Source organism: Candidatus Eisenbacteria bacterium, from assembly GCA_005893305.1.
In the GTDB taxonomy this organism is placed as follows: domain Bacteria; phylum Eisenbacteria; class RBG-16-71-46; order SZUA-252; family SZUA-252; genus WS-9.
Genome location: VBOZ01000013.1, coordinates 54008 through 73911, shown reverse-complemented (window position 1 = coordinate 73911; position 19904 = coordinate 54008). Strand labels below are relative to the sequence as shown.

Genomic DNA, 19904 nt, shown 5'->3' with positions numbered 1-19904 from the left:
CGGGAGGCGTCGCGAGCTTCAGAGAAGAGTCCGCTCCCTCAGCCGGCGTTTGAGTACCCTGTTCGCGTTGAGATCCGTCGCCGCGTTCGTCCACCGTCCGCCGGTCAGCGGCCATTTTCATCCTCCTCTCCTGGTCTGGCTCTGGCATCGACGATCGTTCTCAGTGGCCGAAGTACGCAGCCCCGATTCCGGCCCCCGGGTACCAGTGCCGATCCGGCTGCTCGCGGAAGTAGAGGAATCTGCGGCCACTCCGCTCTGCGAATCGGAGCAGCTCGTCCGTGGCGTGGGCATTGTCGCCCAGCACGATCGCCGAGCCGGCCAGCTTCGACTCGATCACGGCGTACTCCCGGGCCTCGTAGTCGACCGAATGGTCGCTGTCGTTGATGAACAGGCCGATGCCCGCGTCCAGGCGGAGCAATGACTCCACGGAGTCTCCGTAGAGCAGCTTCCCGACTTTCGCATACTCGCCCCCGAACAGGAATCCGGCTTTGGGATCGATGTCGGTGCCGTAGTAGATGCCGGGCCGACCCTCCTCGGCGTTTCGCCGGAGCGCGGCGGCGAGGACGCAGGAGCCCAGACCCTTGTCCACGCCTGTCTCTACCACCACGCCCGGCTTGGTCGCTCGGGCGATGGCGTACCACCCTAGGCGACGGCCGAACCGGATCTCCCGGTCGCTGAATCGACCGTCCGGGCTAGATTGGATCGCGCTACGGATGTGCGCGCGAAGGTCCTCGTCGTTCTCCAGCTCTTGGATGTATCCGAGCGCGGCGGCGGGGGCGATTCCGGCCACCTCCGAGACGAACCACGCGAGGTGCCGCTTGTTCCGCTCCGTCAGATCGTAGGTGTAATTGGTGAGCTCGCGCGAGGCGACGAGCCAGCGCGCGTATTCCCGGAGCGGCCCGAGCCCCGTGGCCGCGCTCGCCCGGGCCCGGTAGGCGAAGAGCAGTAGAGGGCCCACGAGCGGAAGATTTGCCAGATGCCGCTTCCATCTCATGTGCGGCACGATGCCCCCGCCCGCTGGAGAGGTCAACGCATCATTGAACGCCCGGCGGACCAATTCCCACCCGGCGATTCCCGTCCACGGTTCGTTAGCTTACACTGCGGCCATGAGCGCGGACCCCGTCGCCATGGCTCTACGGGCAATCTTCGATGAGCTGGTCCAGGGCTCTCCCGATCCGAACGCGCGGACGTTCGTGCTGAACCAGGGCGATCGCGGCCTGCTCGAGTCACTCGATCGGCTCTCGGCGGCCGCGGCCTCCGCGATCCACGGAGGCGGAGCGTCGATCGCCGCGCACGTCGATCATCTCCGGTACGGGCTCTCGCTCCTCAATCGATGGGCGGAGGGCGTTTCGCCCCCCTGGCCCGAGATGGACTGGACGGCCAGCTGGCGGCGGACGGTCGTGTCCGAGAGCGAATGGCGAATCCTGCGCCACGAGCTCCGACGCGAGGCGACCCGGTGGGCCGAGGCGCTCGGCACCTCTCGTGACGTGAGTGACGTCGAGGCCGGCTGGATGGCGGGCAGCGTCGCGCACCTCGCATACCACCTGGGCGCGATCCGACAGATCGATCGCGCCACTCGCGGCCCGACCGCCGAGGACGAGGCGAGCGCGCCGTGACCGCGCGCTCCCCCCGAGATGACTTCGACGGACGTGTCGCCCTGATCACGGGCGCGGCTCGCGGACTCGGGCGCGCGGCCACGGAGCGTCTCATTGCGCGCGGAGCATCGGTCGCGGTGAATGTCCGCGATCAAGAGCGCGCCGACGCGCTGGCCCGGGAGCTTGGGGACCGGGCCTTCGCCGTGCCCGGGGACGTGACCGATTCCGACGCGCCGGACACAATCATTGAAAAGGTGCTGGAGCGGTTCGGGCGGCTCGATATCCTCGTCAACAACGCTGCCTACGCGCACTCCACCCGCTTCGAAACCCTCACCGCGGACGAGTGGCGCCGCGCGATCGAAGTGAACCTCACCGCGCCCTTTCTCCTCACCAAGGCGGTGGTCCGGCCGATGAAGGAGCGCAAGTACGGGCGGATCGTCAACATCTCCTCCCTCGCCGGGAAGACGGTGAGCACCCTGGGTGGCGCGCACTACACGGCGTCGAAGGCCGGGCTCCAGGGACTCACCCGGGCCGCGGCCAAGGAGCTCGGACCGTTCGGGATCACCGTGAACGCGATCTGTCCGGGGATGATCGACACCGAGCTGACACGCGAGCACGCAACGCAGGAGCAGCTTGCCGCCCTCGCGGCGAGCTATCCGATCGCCAGGCTCGGGACAGCCGAAGAGGTTGCAGACCTGATCTGTTTCGTGGCCTCCGAGGCGGCGGGATACATCACGGGGGCGTCCTTCGATATCAACGGCGGTGACCTGATGCTATAGCTGGAGAACCGCGCGCACCCCGTTGCCCCTCCGCGTGCGGAAACGCACCAGACAGGGCACGCCCCACGTTGCGAATCGCTGGCAATTCATCCCCACCACCAGACTCCTGGGCGCCCGGCCGGGTTTGCCTCGGCGCATCCCGCAATGCGGGACACGGCATGGTACCTGCTGTATTGGCCCGCGTCGCGGCTCCAGGGGGAATGGAGCGGGTCGAGCGCGGCGATCTCCAGGCAAGGGTCATCTCCGACCATGCGAATCAGGCTCATCGCTTCGGCATCCGCCGGAGGGATCCACTCCCAAAGGGGCACAATCATGCGCCACTCCCAGGTTCGAAATCGTTTTTCCGCTGCTCTTGTGTCGCTCCTCGGCTCGATTCTCCTCATGACAGTGGCGACGCCAGCGTCGGCAAATCCCAAGCCGATCCCAGCCGGCTCCAAGCTGGAATTTAACTTCAACGTCATCGGCTATCCCGCGGGCAAGACGTACGACGGCAACTGCGGTGACGGTCACCGCATCTTCGTCAATCGCGACGCCAGGGGCGCGCAGGTGCGCGTTACGAACTCGACCACGGGCTGGAGCATCGAGGACTGCAACGCCACCTCGGATCACCAGGCCGTGCTGGCCACGAACCAGGCAGCAATCTACGACATATATGTCCGAATTCTCGGGAAGCCCGGAGGAACCCTGCACGTCTGCGCGAATACGATGACGGATTTCCTCAACGGCGAGACCCTCTGTCTCCTGGGCACCATCGATTTGACGCGCGGCAACGGGCAATCGAAGTTCACGCTGGCGCCAAGCTCGATGTTCGACGCGAGCCTCGAAGACTTGATGTGGACCGTCGACACCAATTCCGATTTCCGGATCGCGCAATTCCGGGTCTATTCGCGCCCCTGACACGGCTCAATAGCCCAAAGCACCGAGGCCCCGGACTCGAGTCCGGGGCCTTCGTTGTTGCGTAGGCACAATCGGGCCGGTGTATGAGATGGCACTCCAGGCCATATCGGCCATTTTCCTTTCATAGGATCTTGGCCCCTCGGTCGCGAAGGAGCTCGCGGAGAACGGACCTATGGCAGCGGGACTCATCTTCGCAATAGCAGCCCACGGAGAAGTTCGACTCATGCGATAGGGCAGCCAACAAATCAAGCACCCGGCTGCTTTCGGGGATCGCCATCTCGGCGCGATAGCGCTTCACGAATGCGTTCCACTCGCGCTGAGACTTGGCGCCTAGGCCCAGCTTGACCGTCTGCGGGAAGGGGCCAAGTTCGGGAGCCAGACGTCGTACCAATTGCCGGACGAAAACTCGGATTTTGGGACGCCCCGCGGCGGGCGCCTGACCGTGCCGATCCGCAGCCCTTCGTGCGGAGATCGGTCGGTACCCAGACGAACGATCCGGACGGCCATCGATTCTAATCCGCCAGCGGTCGATTGAGCTCGGTGCGCCAGGTTGCCGGGTCTGGGTTCGAGTCAGGGTGTGTGATGTAACACTCCCAGAGATCCGGGCCCGGCGTGTGTCCCTCGGCCGAAATCCAGCCCATGAACTCGCGCCAAGCCGCCGGAAGGCCCTCGTAAGGTCCCTGATATACCGTCTGAGCCACTCTCATCGCGGGCCACACCGTCGGCTTCACGCGGCCCGCGGCAACCACGGGGCGACTGACCGGGACGCTCAGCTCGAAGTCAAAGATGTCCGGGGCCATCTTGAGATGGTGCGTGAACACCGGGCCGGCGGGCTCGATGCCCTGAGCCGCGATGGCGGCCATCAGCTCGCCGACGCCCGGCCCGAAGACCTTCGGCATCTCGGCTCTCGGAATTGTCATGTGGATGCTGGCGGTGATGCGGGGGGTCGTCTTGGTAATGCGCGGCGTGTCTAGCATGGCGTGTCCTTTCGGTTGTGGCGACCGGCTTGGATCCTCTCCTATCCGCTAGTCGAACGGAGGGGCCCGCGCTCGACACTCACCCCGGCCTAAATTCTTGATAACGCTCAGGGGCGTACCGACCGGCCAGCAAACCGGTCGCTTCCTCGACCTCGATGGCCTGCACCAGCACGCCCTCCTGGCCATATGGGAGGTACGCCTGGCAGCGGCCTGAAGGCGTGATGAGGGATGTCGCGGATTCCTGGAAGCGTAGGGCGTAATTGACGCTGGCGAAGTAGATCGTGTTCTCCATGCTCCGAAGCATCATCGCCTTCTCGTAGAAAGGGCCGCCGGACGCGCCCCACTCCGTCAAACGAACGCCATCGCGATTGCTTCCCGTGTGCTGGGGATGAAACACGATCTTGGCGCCCCGCTTCGCCGCCCATCGCACCGTCTCGGGGTAGCGCCAGCCCTCGTGGCAAATGACGACGCCAAACTTGATCCCTCGAATCTCGAAGAGGCGCCGGGTTTCTCCCGGCACGTAGAACCGGTCCTCGGTCGGGTCGATCTGGTTCTTGGTTTGGAACCCCTGAAGTTCGCCCTGGGCGTCGATGACAAAGGCCGCGATCTGCCGGCCCGCCTCCGTGAGCCGTTCCATCCCGAGGATCGTGGCCACCGAATACGTTCGCGCCCACTCCGCCACGGCGTGGAGGGCCTTGTCGTGATGCGCGGCGTTGTAGAGGAATACCTCGGAGTCCTGTCCCCGGAGACCCGGCAGATACGCTTCCGGGAAGCACACGATCTCCGCGCCCTGGGCGGAAGCTTCGGACATGAGGAGCTTGATCTTGTCCAGGCCCTCGTCAAGGGTCGAGGCCACCCCGGGCGAAGCCAGGCCGATGATCACGGAAGCCTCGCCTCTTTCAACGCCTTGCGAACTTGAGGTGCGTCACCACTGGCGTGGCGACAGTCCGGACGAGCTCGAGACGCGTAGATCGGCGCCCACGCCCTCGAAGAGCCGCTCGCCGCTGCCGAGGAGGATCGGCACGAGGCGGATATCCATCCTGTCAACGAGGCCCGCGGTTAGGTACTGCCGCGCGGCACGCGCTCCGCCGGCGAGGGACACGTCCTTGCCGCCCGCGGCTCGGCGCGCCTGTTCGAGCGCCGCCTCGATCCCTTGGGTGACGAACATGAACGTCGTCCCGCCCTCGAGAGCGAGCGGCTCTCGTGGGTGATGGGTGAGAACGAACACCGGGTGATGGTAGGGCGGATTGGCTCCCCACCAACCCATCCACGGCTTCTTGGCGTCCCACGGCCCCGGATGGCCGCCAAACATATTGCGCCCCATCACCGTCGCTCCGATGTTTTCGAGCGATTCCTCGACGACCCGCGTGCTCTCGTTGACCTCTCCGCCTTCAAGGCCGTGCGTCGAGCGCCAGACCGCCAACGGAAACACCCATTCGTGCAGACGCATGCCGCCGATCCCGAGCGGGTTGTTCACGCTCTGGTTGGGACCGGCAACGAAGCCGTCGAGCGCCATCGAGATCATGAGGCGCAGCTTAGACACGTCCTACCCTCCCTCGGAGGCCGGCGCTCGCACGTTCAACCCTGCTCTCGCGCAGGCGAACTCTGATACTGTTCATATCTGTCTTGAAATGCAACTCCACTGGAGGGCGCATGCCTGACCTGTCGAGGCAATTCATCAGCGATTCCCGGGCGTTCCTTACCGAGGACTACATGCCGAAGATCGAGCGCTGCCTGGCTCAGCTCACCCCGGAGCAGGTCTGGTCCCGGAGCAACGACCCCTCGAACAGCATTGGCAACCTGCTGCTCCACCTGACCGGGAGCAGCCGTTACTGGGCGGTCGAAGTGATCGGCGGCGAGCCGATCGGACGCGTTCGTCAGGCTGAGTTTGACAGGCGTGGCCCCGTTTCACCCGAGAAGTTGATGTCCGATCTCCGCGCGGCGATGAGCGAGGTCGATCGTCACCTCGCGGGACTCTCCGGTGAGGCGCTTCTTGAACTCCGGGCCACGCGCGACGAGAAGCTGACCGTGTTGTGGTGCGTCTACCACCTCGTGGAACACTTCTCGATGCACACGGGCCAGATCCTATCCATGACGAAGGCCTTCGTCGGAGAGCTCAGGCCTGCTCCGGAGCTCAAATGATCATCCGCGCCGTGAGGTCGGGCGCGAGCTTCCCCCTTAGCGGCGGCGCGCAAGCTCCAGCTGTCGATAGCAAGAGATCTCATGGTCGTTCACCATCCCGACCGCCTGCATGAAGGCGTACATGATGGTGGAGCCGACGAATCGGAAGCCGCGCTTCGTGAGATCGATGCTGAGCGCATCCGACACGCGGGTTCGCGCGGGAACTTCGCGCAAGCTTCTCCGCCGATTCTGGAGCGGCTTCCCATCTACGAATTGCCACAAGTAGTCGTTGAAGCTACCGAACTCCTTCCTCACGTCGAGACACGCGCGGGCGTTCGACACGGTCGACTCGATTTTGAGGCGGTTTCGCACGATGCCCGGATTGTTCATGAGGGACGTCCGGCGCCTCGAATCGAATCGCGCGACCCGCACCGGATCAAAGCCGGCGAACGCCTCGCGGTAATTCTCCCGTTTTCCCAGGATTGTCCTCCACGAGAGTCCCGCCTGTGCGCCTTCCAAGGTCAGAAACTCGAATAGGCGCCGATCGTCGTGCACCGGCACGCCCCATTCCTTGTCGTGGTAGCGGCGCATGAGGGGGTTGTCCCCGGCCGCCCACCCGCAGACTCGCTTGCTCGATCGTTTCATCCAGGAATCTCCCCTTTTCGTGCGGCATTCCGCAGCCAGCCGAATTATGGACGGTGCTCCCGGTCTCTGGTAGCACGATTGCCCCCATCAGAATGGCCCGTCGGGACTTCCATCGAATTTCCTCAACCTCCGAGCCGTTGAGGCCGACAAATCGAGGAGAATTTAGCTAGTTCGTGGTCGCCAGCCCGAGGAGCTCTCCGGTGCCGCAGCGTCCCAAAATCCTGGTCGTCGATGACGAACCGATGAACCTGGCCATCATCGAAGAGCTTCTCGGAGAGGAGTGCGACGTCACCGGATTGTCCGACGGACGGGAGGCGCTTGAAACCGCCAAGCGGCTGAAGCCGGCCGTCGTTCTCCTGGACATCATGATGCCTGCCGTCAGCGGGTACGACGTGTGCCGGACGCTGCGCGCGGAGTCGACGCTCAAGCACCTCAAGGTGATTCTCGTCTCCGCGAACGCGAAGATCGAAGAGCGCGTACGCGGATACGATGCGGGCGCCGACGACTACATCGTGAAGCCGTTCTCACCCGATGAATTTCGCGCCAAGGTGCACGTCTACCTTCGACTAAAGACTGTGGAAGAGGTGGACGAGTTCCAGAGCAGGCTGCTGACGCTGCTCGGTCACGAGCTCCGGACCCCGCTGTCCGAGATTTTCGCGCCTGCCGAGATGCTCTCCGATCAGGACACCATGGACGACTCGGAGCGTCGGGACCTCGCCGGTATTATCTTGGTGGGGGCCACCCGCCTTCTTCGATTCATTGATAGCGCGACTTTCCTCGCCTCGATCCGCAGCGGGCAGATCTCGATGGAATGCGTCGCGACCGATTGTGTTCCCCTGATCCATCAGGCGATCGCATCCGCCCAAGACCGACTCGCGGCTCGCGATTGCAACGTGGAGATCGAAGGCCCTCCTTTTCTCATCGGCTGCATCCATCCAGGCCATCTCTTCACGATTTTCGAGTCGCTCCTCGACAATGCAATCCGCGTCAGCCCGCGCGGGGGTCCCATTCGAATTCGGATCGGGACAGACCCGACGCGGCCCATCGTCTCGTTCATCGACCGAGGGCCGGGGCTCGACCCGAATCACGTCGCTACGCTCTTCGATGGGCTTGACGTATCGGACATCGAGCACCACTCCTCGGGCCACGGCCTGAGCCTCGTGGTCGCGCGGAGGCTCATCCTGGCCATGGGTGGAGACCTCTCGGCCGAGTCCAGCATGGGGCACGGCTCCGAGTTCCGCGTAACGCTCCCTTTCATCGAACAGGCCGCGGGAGCGCTCTGGTAAGTCGAAGGGATCCCGCATGTTCGCTGCCGGCGATCCGCGTTCCTCCCGCGACCGCTGCCCGCCAAGAAACGCTCCCCGCCTAAAGATAGCGCCCCGAACTACCGATTGGATCAGGAATAAGGCTAGGTCGCACCCCTCGCCCGAGGACCCTGCATGGAACGCACTCGCGTGCTTGTCGTCGATGACGAAAAGACGGTCCAATACGTCCTGACGACCCTGTTCCAGCAGCAGGGTTATGAAACCGCTTCAGCCTCCTCCGCGGAAGAGGCGCTCGCGAAGCTCGAGCAGGGTCCGGTCTCCGTCGCGTTCCTGGACATCGTCCTTCCCGGGATGAACGGGCTCAGCCTCCTCGATCGAATCAAGGAGCGCGATCCGGACGCGGCCATCATCATGATGACCAGCCAATCCTCCGCGAAGACCGCCGTCGATGCCCTCCGCAAGGGGGCCTACGACTACATCGACAAGCCCTTCGAGCTGGATCACGTTGTGGCCGTCGCGGAGCGCGCTGCATCGGAGCGCCGCCTGCGTCTGGAGAACCGGCGCCTTCAGGAAGAGCAAACGCGGCAGAACCAATTTCTGCAGGAGGCGGTGAAACGCCTCGGCTCCCTGAATTCCGCCGGCACCGGCCTTGCCGCGATTACGTCCATCGAGGAGCTACTCGACTTCATCGTCGAGCTGGTCTCGAAGGAGCTCGACGCGGAGCGCGTATCGCTCATGCTCGTGAATGAGCAAGGCACGGAGCTCTCCATCGCAGCGTCCCGCGGCCTCGACAAGAACATCGTGACCCAGACCCGCGTGCCCCTCGGGTCGGGAGTCGCAGGCCGCGTGGCCAAGGAAGGGAAGCAGCTCTACTCGAACGGCGATCCGATGGATCCCGCGGTGGAAGCCGGGGGGCATCCCGGCGCCCACGGCCCCTTCGCCTCCATCCCGATTTCCGTCAGTGTTCCCGTTCGGACGCCGACGAACGTGCTGGGGGTTCTCAACGTCACCGGGCGACGGGAGGGCCGGCCGTTCGACGAGGACGACAGCTCGTACCTCTCGGCCCTGGCCGGCCAATTGGCCGTCGCGCTCGAGCGCGCCCGCCAGGCGGAGCATTTACAAAGCGCGTACGACAGCCTCCGGCGCACTCAGGATGAGCTCGTCGTGACCGGACGTCTCAAGGCGATCGGCGAGATGGCAGCCGGTGTGGCCCATGATTTCAACAACCTCCTCAACGGCATCCTGATGAACAGCCAACTGATCCAACGCGATCTCGACCAGGACGGCGTTCCTCGCGACCGCGTCCTGAAGCAGGCCGGCATGGTCGAGAAGCTCGCGCTTCAGGGTGCCGATACGGTGCGGCGGCTCCAGGACTTCGCGGGAATTCGAAAGGACCGGCCCTCCGAGCGGGTGGACCTCAACGATGTCGTCCGCGGAGCGGTGGAGTTGACGACCCCGAAGTGGCAAGGCGAGCTGAGCGCGTCAGGAGTCCGCATCGAGATTGAGACAACCCTTCCGTCGGTCCCAGCCATTACTGGAAACGTCCGCGAGCTGACCCAAGCGATCAGCAATCTGATCTTCAACGCGGTCGAGGCCATGCCGAACGGCGGATCGATCCGGATCGCGACTTCGAAGAGTGGAAAAGGCACCCGGGTGACGATCTCCGATACGGGCTGCGGGATGACCAAGGAGGTTCAGGAACGGCTGTTCGAGAACTTCTTCACGACCAAGACCCATGGACAGGGGCTTGGAATGGGCGTTGTTCGCGGGATCGTCCGACGCCTGGGGGGGGAGATTGAAGTCGAGAGCCGGGCGGGAAAAGGGACGTCGATCGGCCTCGTCTTCCCGCCGGCCCAGCCGGCCGAAGCGGCCGGCAATGACTTGCGGGCTATCGATTCCGGTGCTCCCACCCAGCACGGGAGGATCCTGGTCGTCGACGACGACGGGATCAACCGGGAAATCTGCGTTGAGGTACTGGAGCCGCTCGGTCATGAGATCCACACGGCCGCCGGCGGAAGTGATGCGTTGGAACAGATTGCCGGCGGGCGCTTCGACCTGGTGATTACCGATTTGAGCATGCCCGGCCTCTCCGGCTGGGACGTCGCGAAGCAAGCGAAGAAGGTTTCTCCTTCCACCCGCGTCATGCTCCTCAGCGGCTGGAGTGTTCAGCAGGATCCAGAGCAAATAAGGACCGCGGGAATCGACTTGGTTCTCTCGAAGCCCGTCCAGATCGGCGAGCTGACCCAGGCCGTCCAGCGGCTCCTCCGCGAGCAGCGGTCGGGCCCCCAACCCGTTGGAGAGAAATCGAGCCGCAAGCGATGAAGTCCCGGCGTCTCTCGCTTTGCGCGATCGCGGGGCTTCTCGCCTTCGCGGCTCTCTCTGCGGCAGCGACCGACGCCACCGCTCTCACCATTGTGCGCTACAACGAAGGCATCGGGGACGGCAGCGACGTCCCCGTCGCGCAGCTGAAGGCGACAGCCCCCACCCGCGTGGCGCTCGCCAACTACGATCCCGCCCGAGATGCGTTTCCAGGACTTTGGATTCAGCAGGGAGGGGCCGGGGTCGGCGAGAGCGATCCGACGAAGTACCAGCTTTGGATAACCGGTGGGGGCGGGTTCACGCTCAACGGCCTCGTGTCCAACACGATCTGGACCGCCGTGAACAACTTCAACATCAGCGCCGGCGGCTCGCTGGTCGGCTATCTCGTCGAGTGCAACAACAACGGAACCGGCTGCGTCCAGATCGCCTCGGCGACCGTGACCCGGCCCGATTGGGACGTGAGCGATACCGGCACCTGGATTCAGGACACGTTCAATTTCGGATTCGTGAATTACACGCTGGGCCCCGGCAAGTCGGTCGGCTTCAAGCTGGAAGTCGGGCCCGCCTCGGGCAACGATATGTGGCTCGCCTACGACACCACGACCTATCCGGCGTTGGGTCAGCTCGTGATCCTTGCCCCGGGGGTCTCGGTGAACCCGACGTCCGGTCTCACGACGACCGAGGCGGGCGGAACCGCGACGTTCACCGTCGTGCTTGATAGCCCGCCGTCGGCCAACGTGACGATCGGGCTCTCGTCGAATGACCTGACCGAGGGGACGGTGTCTCCCGCGTCGGTGACATTCACGCCGGCGGACTGGAGCACGGCCCAAACGGTGACGGTCACGGGCGTGAACGACTTCGTCGTCGACGGCAACGTGCCGTACACGATCGTGACCGCTCCGGCAGCCAGCACCGACGGCAGCTACAACGGGGAGAACGGGTCGGACGTGAGCGTGACGAATACGGACAACGACATCGCGGGGATCACGGTGTCACCGACCTCGGGGCTGACGACGACCGAGGCGGGCGGAACCGCGACGTTCACCGTGGTGCTCGACAGCCAGCCGACGGCGAACGTGACGATGGGCCTTTCATCGAACGACCTGACCGAGGGGACCGTGGCGCCCGCGTCGCTGACGTTCACGGCGGGAAACTGGAACACGGCGCAGACCGTGACCGTCACAGGCGTGAACGACCTCGTCGCGGACGGCGACGTGCCGTACACGATCGTGACTGCTGCCGCGGCCAGCACGGACCCGAACTACGGCGGCCGGAACGCGGCGGATGTGGGCGTCACCAATACGGACAACGACATCGCCGGGATCACGGTGAACCCGACTTCCGGTCTGACCACGACCGAGGCGGGCGGGACGGCGACCTTCACCGTGGCGCTGACGAGCCAACCGACGGCGAACGTGACGATCGGGCTCTCATCGAACGACCTGACCGAGGGCACGGTGGCTCCGGCCTCGCTGACGTTCACGGCGGGGAACTGGAGTACGGCGCAGACCGTGACCGTCACAGGGGTGAACGACCTCGTCGCGGACGGCGACGTGCCGTACACGATCGTGACGGCCCCGGCGACCAGCACCGACCCGGGCTACAGCGGGCGGGACGCTGCGGACGTGAGCGTGACGAATACGGACAACGACATCGCGGGGATCACGGTGATTCCGACCTCCGGCCTGACGACCACGGAGGGGGGCGGGACGGCCACCTTCACGATGGCGCTCACGAGCCAACCGACGGCGAATGTGACGATCGGACTCTCCTCGAGCGATTTGACCGAGGGCACGGTCGCGCCTGCGTCGGTGACGTTCACGTCGGGAAACTGGAACACGGCGCAGACCGTGACGGTGACCGGAGTGGACGACTTTGGGGTGGATGGTGCGGTGGCGTACACGATCGTGACGGCCCCGGCGACCAGTACGGACCCGGGCTACAGCGGGAGGGACGGCGCGGACGTGGGCGTGACGAACACGGACAACGATACCGCTGGGATCACGGTGATCCCCACTTCAGGCCTGACGACCACCGAAGGGGGCGGAACGGCCACCTTCACCGTGGCGCTCACGAGTCAGCCGACGGCGGACGTCACGATCGGGCTCTCCTCGAACGACCTGACCGAGGGGACGGTGTCCCCGGCGTCGGTGACGCTCACGTCGGGGAACTGGAACACGGCGCAGACGGTGACGGTGACGGGCGTCGACGATTTCGGGGTCGACGGGGCGGTGGCGTACACGATCGTGACCGCTGCGGCGACCAGCACCGACCCGGACTACAGCGGGCGGAATGCGGCGGACGTCGGCGTGACGAATACGGACGACGACACGGCAGGGATCACCGTGATTCCGACCTCCGGCCTGACGACGACGGAGGGGGGCGGGACGGCGACCTTCACCGTGGTGCTGACGAGCCAGCCGACCGCGAATGTGACGATCGGGCTCTCGTCGAGCGACTTGACCGAGGGGACGGCGGCCCCGGCCTCGGTGACGTTCACTTCGGGGAACTGGAACACGGCGCAGACGGTGACGGTGACCGGGGTCGACGACTTTGGGGTCGATGGACCTGTCGCGTACACGATCGTGACGGCTGCGGCGGCCAGCGCCGACGGGAATTACAGCGGGAGGAACGCGGCGGACGTCGGCGTGACGAACACAGACGACGACACGGCCGGGATCACCGTGATTCCGACGTCGGGCCTGACGACCACGGAGGGCGGCGGAACCGCGACTTTCACGGTGGCGCTCACGAGCCAGCCGACCGCGAATGTGACGATCGGGCTCTCCTCGAGCGATTTGACCGAGGGGACCGTGGCGCCCGCGTCGGTGACGTTCACCCCGGGGAACTGGAACACCGCCCAGACGGTAACCGTGACTGGCGTGGACGACTTCGGGGTCGATGGACCTGTCGCGTACACGATCGTGACGGCTGCGGCGACCAGCACGGACCCCGATTACAGCGGGCGGAACGCCGCCGACGTCAGCGTGACGAATTCGGACGACGACACGGCTGGGATCACGGTGATTCCGACCTCCGGCCTGACCACCACGGAGGGCGGTGGGACGGCAACCTTCACCGTGGTGCTCACGAGCCAGCCGGCCGCGAACGTGACGATCGGACTCTCCTCGAGCGATTTGACCGAGGGCACGGTCGCGCCTGCGTCGGTGACGTTCACGTCGGGGAATTGGAACACGGCGCAGACGGTGACCGTGACGGGGGTGGACGACTTCGGGGTCGACGGGCCGGTCGCGTACACGATCGTGACGGCCGCGGCGACCAGCGCGGACGGGATATATAACGGAATGAATCCGGCGGATGTCGGCGTGACGAACACGGACGACGACACGGCGGGGATCACGGTAAACCCGACATCGGGTCTGACGACGACGGAGGGGGGCGGGACCGCGACCTTCACGGTGGCGCTCACGAGCCAGCCGACCGCGAACGTGACGATCGGGCTTACGTCGAACGACCTAACCGAGGGGACGGTGGCCCCGGCCTCGGTGACATTCACGTCGGGCAACTGGAACACGGCGCAGACGGTGACCGTGACCGGCGTCGACGACTTCGGGGTCGACGGCGCAGTCGCGTACACGATCATGACGGCAGCGGCGACCAGCACGGACCCGGACTACAGCGGGCGGAACGCAGCGGACGTCGGCGTGACGAACACGGACGACGACACGGCTGGGATCACGGTGAACCCGACATCCGGCCTGACGACGACTGAGGGGGGCGGGACCGCGACCTTCACCGTGGCGCTCACGAGTCAACCGACCGCAAACGTCACGATGGGGCTCTCCTCGAGCGATTTGACCGAGGGGACCGTGGCGCCCGCGTCGGTGACGTTCACCCCGGGGAACTGGAACACCGCCCAGACGGTAACCGTGACTGGCGTGGACGATTTCGGGGTCGATGGCCCGGTCGCGTACACGATCGTGACGGCGGCGGCGACCAGCACGGACGGGATCTATAACGGAATGAATGCCGCGGACGTCGGCGTGACGAACACGGACGACGACACGCCGGGGATCACGGTGACGCCCACCTCCGGCCTGACGACGACCGAATCGGGCGGGACGGCGACGTTCACGATCGTGCTCAACACCCAACCGACCGCGAATGTCACGGTCGGGCTCTCCTCGAGCGATCCAACCGAGGGGACCGTGGCACCCGCGTCCCTCACGTTCACCCCGGGCAACTGGAACACGGCGCAGACGGTGACGGTCACCGGGGTCGACGACCCCGTGGTCGACGGCGCGGTCGCATACACGATCGTGACGGCTGCCGCGACCAGCACGGACGGGGTCTACAACGGGTTCAACCCGGCGGACGTGGCGGTGACGAACACGGACGACGACACGCCGGGGATCACGGTGACGCCGACGTCCGGCCTGGCGACGACAGAATCCGGCGGTACCGCGACGTTCACCGTGATTCTCGACACTCAGCCCACGGCCAATGTGACGATCGGACTCTCTTCGAGCGATCTGACCGAGGGGACGGTTGCTCCGGCCTCCCTGACCTTCACGCCCGCGAACTGGAACACGGCACAGACGGTGACGGTGACGGGTGTCGACGATCCCATAGTCGACGGCAACGTGGCCTACACGATCGTGACGGCGGCGGCGACCAGCACCGACGGCAGCTATAACGGGCTCAACGCGGCGGACGCCGCGGTGACGAATACGGATGACGACACACCGGGGATCACGGTGGCCCCGACCTCTGGGCTCTCGACGACCGAAGCCGGCGGGACCGCGACGTTCACTGTGGTGCTCGACACGCAGCCGACCGCGAACGTGACGATCGGGCTTTCGTCCAGCGATCTGAGCGAAGGGACGGTCGCTCCGGCCTCCCTGACCTTCACGCCCGGCAACTGGAACACGGCGCAGACGGCAACCGTCACCGGTGTGGACGACTTCGGGGTCGACGGCAACGTGGCGTACACGATCGTGACGGCGGCCGCGACCAGCACGGACGCGAGCTACAACACCCGGAACGCGCCGGACGTGGGAGTGACGAACCTGGACGACGACACGAGCTTCGCGGTCGACCTCCGGCTGACGCCCAACCGCGATCGGGTCGAGTCCGGCCAGCCGGTGCGCTACACCTTGGAAATTCGAAATCGCACGTCGGTCAATCTCGCCAATTTCGAAGTTCAGAACGAGCTGCCTCCACGATTCGGATACCTCCCCGGCAGCTCGACGCGGGACGGGCGTGTCATTGCCGATCCGTCCGGATCGGGCGTCCAGCGGTTCGCCCTCGACACGCTGGCGGCGTTCACCGACCTGAATGGGGACGGCCAAGCCGGACCCGGCGAGCCGGGATATATCGCCCTGAGCTGGGTGCTCGTGCCGGGCGCCAGCGCGACGCCTGGCTCCTATGTGGATGCGGCGTCCGCCTTCGCCGGTTGCTCCGCCTGCGGGGCCTCGAACCGGGCGGAGGCGACCGTCCACGTGGACGAAGACGCGCTCCTCTCTCGCGGCACGGTGGTGGGGCGCGTTTTCGAGGATTCCAATCGAGACGGTCTTCAGGGCCGCGACGAGAGGGGCCTTCCCGGAGCGGTCGTGATGCTCGACGACGGGACCTCCGTCGGCACGGACGCCGAAGGGCGGTTCCACCTTCCCGACCTCGATCCGGGTCCGCACGTCGTGAAGCTCGATCTGGAGCGATTCGGCCTTCCGGCCACCGCGACGACGGAGATCGCACCGGTCGCCTACGTTTCGCCGGGGCTGCTCACTTCGGTTCGATTTGGGGTCTCCTTCCAGCGGGACTCGCTCGAGATCGGCCGTCCACCCGTGAGCGGCGTCGCGATCGTGACCGACGAAATGGATCGAAGCGTGGTCGTCGCCGGAAACGCGCTCCGTGCCGCCCTCGTCGTGAACGGGGTGGCCGTTCGCCTCCGTGCCGTCGAAGCGAGCCTCACGTCCGTCGGGCTGAACGACGTGGTGCGTCTCGACGGCGATCGCCTTCGGGAGCCGGCGGTATTCGCCCTCAACGCGAGCGACACGTCCACCGTTCGCGACTGGACCCTGGACGTCCGCGATCAGAAGGGAGCGGTCCTCTGGTCAGCCAAGGGACCGGGAGCCCCCCCGCGCGTGTGCCCTTGGGACGGAACCGGATCGGGGTCGTCTGGCCTCGTGGGAGGCGCCGTCTACGAATATCAGCTTCGGGTCACCTACGCGGACGGTTTGGAGGTATGTGGTCCGCGCCGCGCCTTCGGTGTCGATCGGGGCACGTCGATCTCCATGACCATGACCGGGGACTCCTTCGAGGCCGGCCGCGCGGTGCTCACCCCGGCGGCGGTGACGGCCCTGGCCGAGCTCGCAAAGGCGCTGCGGCGTTCTCCGACGGAGAAGGTAATCGTGGAGGGCCACACCGACTCGGTAGGCTCTCCTGCCGGGAACCTAGCGCTTTCGCGTGCCCGCGCGGAGGCGGCCGTTCGCTATCTCGTCGAGCGAGAGCGGATCCCCCGCTCGCGCCTTGTCGTCCTCGCTTTCGGGCAACAGCGTCCCGTGGCGAACAATGCGACGCCCGAAGGCCGAGAGCTCAATCGGCGAGTCGAGATCCACGGCCAGGGCACCGAAGTCCAGAGAGCACGGCTCTACGACATTTATCGCGGCGAAGCCTCCTCGCGGATCGGGGGTCTCTCCGTCCCCGTCGACTCGGTGGGGCGATTCTCCTGCTCGGTGCCTCTGGCCACCGGGGACACGCTTGCGGTCACTTTGAGCGACAGGCAGGGGCGGACGGCCAGCGCTCTCGTTCGACTCCCGCGCCTCGAGATCGTGGAGCCCCGGGGCGAGGTGAGGGTCCCCTACGGCGGAACCGCGCCGGGCGTCACGGTAGGACCCCGCGGGGCCGGCAGCGGCGTGCCCCAGGTCGCGGGCCCCGGAGCGCCGCCACGGGAGTCGGCCGCGGCGCACGTCCAGGTCTCGGGCCGGACCGATCCCGGAAATCGGGTCGAGGTCGACGGCGTGGTCGTCCCGGTCGCGCGGGGCGGCGAGTTCAACAGGGAAGTCCCCCTGCACGTCGGCGAGAACGGGATCGCCCTCGTCGTTCGGGATCCCACCGGCGCGCTCCGCGTCGCGAATCTGATCGTTCGGGTCCTGGACCATGCGGACGAAGGGCAGGACCTCGTGGTCGTAGACCGGATTCCGAACCTGACGGTCGCCCTGCCGCCTGCGGCGTCCGTCCTCTCCAGCCGCGAGCTGCGCCTCTCCGGGCAGACCGCGCCGGGGCACCGGGTATGGGCGAACGCCGAGTCGCTTCACGTGGACGGCGGCGGCGCCTTCTCCGGGACGGTGACGCTGCCGGAAGGGAAGAGCAATTTGAAGATCGCCGTCGAGGACGCCGAGGGACACCGCGGAGAGATCGACCGGCCGGTCGATGTCCGATCGAAGCGCCTCTTCCTGGTCGCGCTGGCCGACGGCGTCATCGGGAAAACAGCCGGCTCCGCCCTCCGTGGGGCCGGCCAGAGCGAGGGCGTCTATACCGAGGGGCGCCTCGCCTATCACCTGAAAGGCTGGATCGCCGGCCGCTACTTGGTCACGTCGGCGTTCGACTCCCGCCGGAGGAAGTTCGGGGACCTCTTCAAGGACTTAGACGACGCCGGCCGCGACCGCCTCCTCGTCAACCTCGATCCGGATCGTCTCTATCCGGTCTACGGAGACTCGAGCGCCGTCGCGTACGGCGCTCCAGGGGGCGGACGCTTCTTCCTCGCCGTCGAGGGCGGGGCGTTCCGGGCCTCCGTTGGGGACTTCCCGATCTCCATCGACGAGGTGGAGCTGGCCGCATTCCATCGGACCCTCTATGGAGCCCAGGTCCGTTTGGGTCCTGCCGCGGGAACGCCCAACCCGGGAACGTCCCTGACGGCGTTCGGCGCGGCCGCGCGCGAGGTGCACGTGCAGGACGAGATTCGCGCGACCGGCGGAACCCTCTATTACCTGAGTCATCGCGACATCCTCGAGGGAAGCATTCAGGTTTCGCTCGTTGTCCGCGACCGCGACACCGGGCTCCCCCTCGTGCGCTACAGGCAACAGCGCGGCGTGGACTTCAACGCCAAGGAGATCGAGGGAAGGCTCCTCTTCATGAGGCCCATTCCCAGCGTCTGGGATGACGGCTCGCTCGTCGACGGCACCCAGCTTCACGGTCAGCCGGTGACGATCGAGGCCGAGTACGAAGCCCGCGGATCGATCCAAGAGCGTGCGGCCGTGGGCGGCCGCTTCCGGCAGCCCATCGCGCAATTCCTCGCCGTGGGCGGAACGGTTCTCCAGGACGAGGCCAGGGCCGGTCCCTACCGTCTTTGGAGCGGCGATACCGAAGTGAAGGTCGGCTCTCACGCGCGAATCGTGGGGGAGGTGGCGCGGAGCGAGGGAGTGGCGGGCGGAACGTTCGTCAGCGAGGACGGCGGCCTGTCGTTCGCGGACGCGGATTCCGCCGCCGCGAATCGCGGCAACGCTTGGAAGGTGGCGGCCGATCTCGACGTCGGCGAGTGGCTCCACAAACCGGGCCGGATCAAGGTGGCCGGCTTCGTTCGAAGGTCGGAGCCGGGATTTACGGGCAGCAACGATCCCGGGGGCCAGGGCTTTGCCCGCCACGGGGCGCAGGCCGCCTTCGAAGCGGGTCGATGGGGCTGGTGGGGAATCCGATTCAATCGTGAACAGCGGCTCGGGATCGGACTCGGCGACAGCGCGGCCGTTCGCGACATGAGCCGCTTGGGCATCCAGTGGCGGCGCGATGCCGGCCCGTTCGGCGTCGCCTCTGAATTCGAGCAGCGCACCGTGGATTCCGTGAACGCGGCGCGTAGCACCTTGCAGACCGGCGCGGCCAGCCTCTGGTGGCGCCCGATCCGACCGATCCGGACTTCCGCCGAGAGGCAGCAGACATTCTCGGGGCCTCTGAATCACCGCACTTCGCTGGGCTTGGAATGGTGGCCCCTGCCGTCGCTCGCGCTGGAGTTGCGGGGCTCGGACGGCTCGACCGGACGCGCCCTCCGCGGGGGGGTCGCGCTCACCGTGGCGGGAAGCCAGCTCTATCTTCGTCAGGAGCGAAACGAAGGGATGGGCGCCCGCTCCAGCTCCACGCTCTTGGGCGCCCAATCGGCATTGGGGTCGATGGGCCGGACGTACAGCGAGTACCGGTGGCTCCACGACGGCGACGAGACGCGCACGCAGTCGGTCGTCGGGCTCGAGCGGGGGTGGCACAACGCCTCCGGGCTGCTCCTGAGATTGAGCGGAGAGCACTCCGCCCGCGACCGCTCCGCCGGCGGCGGGTCGAGGGTCGCGTTCTCCTCCGACGCCA

At 66.2% G+C, this 19904-nt stretch carries 11 protein-coding genes and 3 pseudogenes (1 of these 14 cut by a window edge); 7 read left to right on the top strand and 7 right to left on the bottom strand.

Going from position 1 to position 19904, the window contains the following annotated elements:
• Positions 1-160: 160 nt before the first annotated feature.
• On the bottom strand, positions 161-994 hold the full coding sequence (locus E6K79_05080) for a class I SAM-dependent methyltransferase (GenBank protein TMQ65442.1): 834 nt from the start codon (positions 992-994) through the stop codon (positions 161-163).
• A gap of 112 nt (positions 995-1106) precedes the next feature.
• Between E6K79_05080 and E6K79_05075 the strand changes: the two genes are divergently transcribed.
• Entirely contained in the window at positions 1107-1616 is a 510-nt protein-coding gene (locus E6K79_05075) for a hypothetical protein (GenBank protein ID TMQ65426.1), read from the top strand.
• Positions 1508-2374 (top strand): SDR family oxidoreductase, encoded by an 867-nt coding sequence (locus E6K79_05070; GenBank protein TMQ65425.1) that lies wholly within the window; start codon positions 1508-1510, stop codon positions 2372-2374. Before E6K79_05075 ends, E6K79_05070 begins: the two co-directional genes overlap by 109 nt.
• An 86-nt stretch (positions 2375-2460) precedes the next feature.
• On the opposite strand, the gene E6K79_05065 is transcribed toward E6K79_05070, so the two are convergent.
• Positions 2461-2640 (bottom strand): hypothetical protein, encoded by a 180-nt coding sequence (locus E6K79_05065; protein TMQ65424.1) that lies wholly within the window; start codon positions 2638-2640, stop codon positions 2461-2463.
• 46 nt (positions 2641-2686) lie between these two features.
• Here E6K79_05065 and E6K79_05060 point away from each other — a divergent pair, with 46 nt between their 5' ends.
• A complete protein-coding gene (locus tag E6K79_05060) occupies positions 2687-3271 on the top strand; it encodes a hypothetical protein (protein TMQ65423.1) in 585 nt (194 codons plus the stop codon).
• A gap of 121 nt (positions 3272-3392) precedes the next feature.
• On the opposite strand, the pseudogene E6K79_05055 reads toward E6K79_05060, so the two are convergent.
• The 4 genes and pseudogenes from E6K79_05055 to E6K79_05040 all read right to left on the bottom strand — a co-directional run bounded on the left by E6K79_05055 (position 3393) and on the right by E6K79_05040 (position 5791).
• Positions 3393-3778 (bottom strand): annotated as a pseudogene (locus E6K79_05055) (DUF488 family protein).
• Between the two features lie 5 nt (positions 3779-3783).
• On the bottom strand, positions 3784-4248 hold the full coding sequence (locus E6K79_05050; GenBank protein ID TMQ65422.1) for an AraC family transcriptional regulator: 465 nt from the start codon (positions 4246-4248) through the stop codon (positions 3784-3786).
• 79 nt (positions 4249-4327) lie between these two features.
• The gene (locus E6K79_05045; GenBank protein ID TMQ65421.1) at positions 4328-5131 is read right to left on the bottom strand and encodes a carbon-nitrogen hydrolase family protein; all 804 of its coding nucleotides are present in this window, start codon (positions 5129-5131) and stop codon (positions 4328-4330) included.
• Positions 5132-5147: 16 nt separating this feature from the next.
• Positions 5148-5791, bottom strand: a pseudogene (locus tag E6K79_05040) (dihydrofolate reductase).
• Between the two features lie 110 nt (positions 5792-5901).
• Here E6K79_05040 and E6K79_05035 point away from each other — a divergent pair.
• Entirely contained in the window at positions 5902-6390 is a 489-nt protein-coding gene (locus E6K79_05035) for a DUF664 domain-containing protein (protein ID TMQ65420.1), read from the top strand.
• Positions 6391-6426: 36 nt separating this feature from the next.
• Here the strand turns inward: E6K79_05035 and E6K79_05030 are convergent, their stop codons facing one another.
• Positions 6427-7014, bottom strand: a complete 588-nt coding sequence (locus tag E6K79_05030) for a DNA-3-methyladenine glycosylase I (protein ID TMQ65419.1) — start codon at positions 7012-7014, stop codon at positions 6427-6429.
• A gap of 200 nt (positions 7015-7214) precedes the next feature.
• Between E6K79_05030 and E6K79_05025 the strand changes: the two genes are divergently transcribed.
• From E6K79_05025 to E6K79_05015, 3 genes and pseudogenes are all read left to right on the top strand, one after another.
• Positions 7215-8300 (top strand): hybrid sensor histidine kinase/response regulator, encoded by a 1086-nt coding sequence (locus E6K79_05025; GenBank protein ID TMQ65418.1) that lies wholly within the window; start codon positions 7215-7217, stop codon positions 8298-8300.
• Positions 8301-8453: 153 nt separating this feature from the next.
• Positions 8454-10601 (top strand): response regulator, encoded by a 2148-nt coding sequence (locus E6K79_05020; GenBank protein TMQ65417.1) that lies wholly within the window; start codon positions 8454-8456, stop codon positions 10599-10601.
• Positions 10598-19904 (top strand): annotated as a pseudogene (locus E6K79_05015) (hypothetical protein) (it continues 92 nt past the right edge of the window). Before E6K79_05020 ends, E6K79_05015 begins: the two are co-directional and overlap by 4 nt.

What these genes read in the sequence shown, in the direction of transcription:
- E6K79_05080 (TMQ65442.1), bottom strand. Translation starts at nt 994, where the DNA reads ATGAGATGGAAGCGGCATCTGGCAAATCTTCCGCTCGTGGGCCCTCTA.
- E6K79_05075 (TMQ65426.1), top strand. Translation starts at nt 1,107, where the DNA reads ATGAGCGCGGACCCCGTCGCCATGGCTCTACGGGCAATCTTCGATGAG.
- E6K79_05065 (TMQ65424.1), bottom strand. Translation starts at nt 2,640, where the DNA reads ATGAGCCTGATTCGCATGGTCGGAGATGACCCTTGCCTGGAGATCGCC.
- E6K79_05060 (TMQ65423.1), top strand. Translation starts at nt 2,687, where the DNA reads ATGCGCCACTCCCAGGTTCGAAATCGTTTTTCCGCTGCTCTTGTGTCG.
- E6K79_05050 (TMQ65422.1), bottom strand. Translation starts at nt 4,248, where the DNA reads ATGCTAGACACGCCGCGCATTACCAAGACGACCCCCCGCATCACCGCC.
- E6K79_05035 (TMQ65420.1), top strand. Translation starts at nt 5,902, where the DNA reads ATGCCTGACCTGTCGAGGCAATTCATCAGCGATTCCCGGGCGTTCCTT.
- E6K79_05030 (TMQ65419.1), bottom strand. Translation starts at nt 7,014, where the DNA reads ATGAAACGATCGAGCAAGCGAGTCTGCGGGTGGGCGGCCGGGGACAAC.
- E6K79_05020 (TMQ65417.1), top strand. Translation starts at nt 8,454, where the DNA reads ATGGAACGCACTCGCGTGCTTGTCGTCGATGACGAAAAGACGGTCCAA.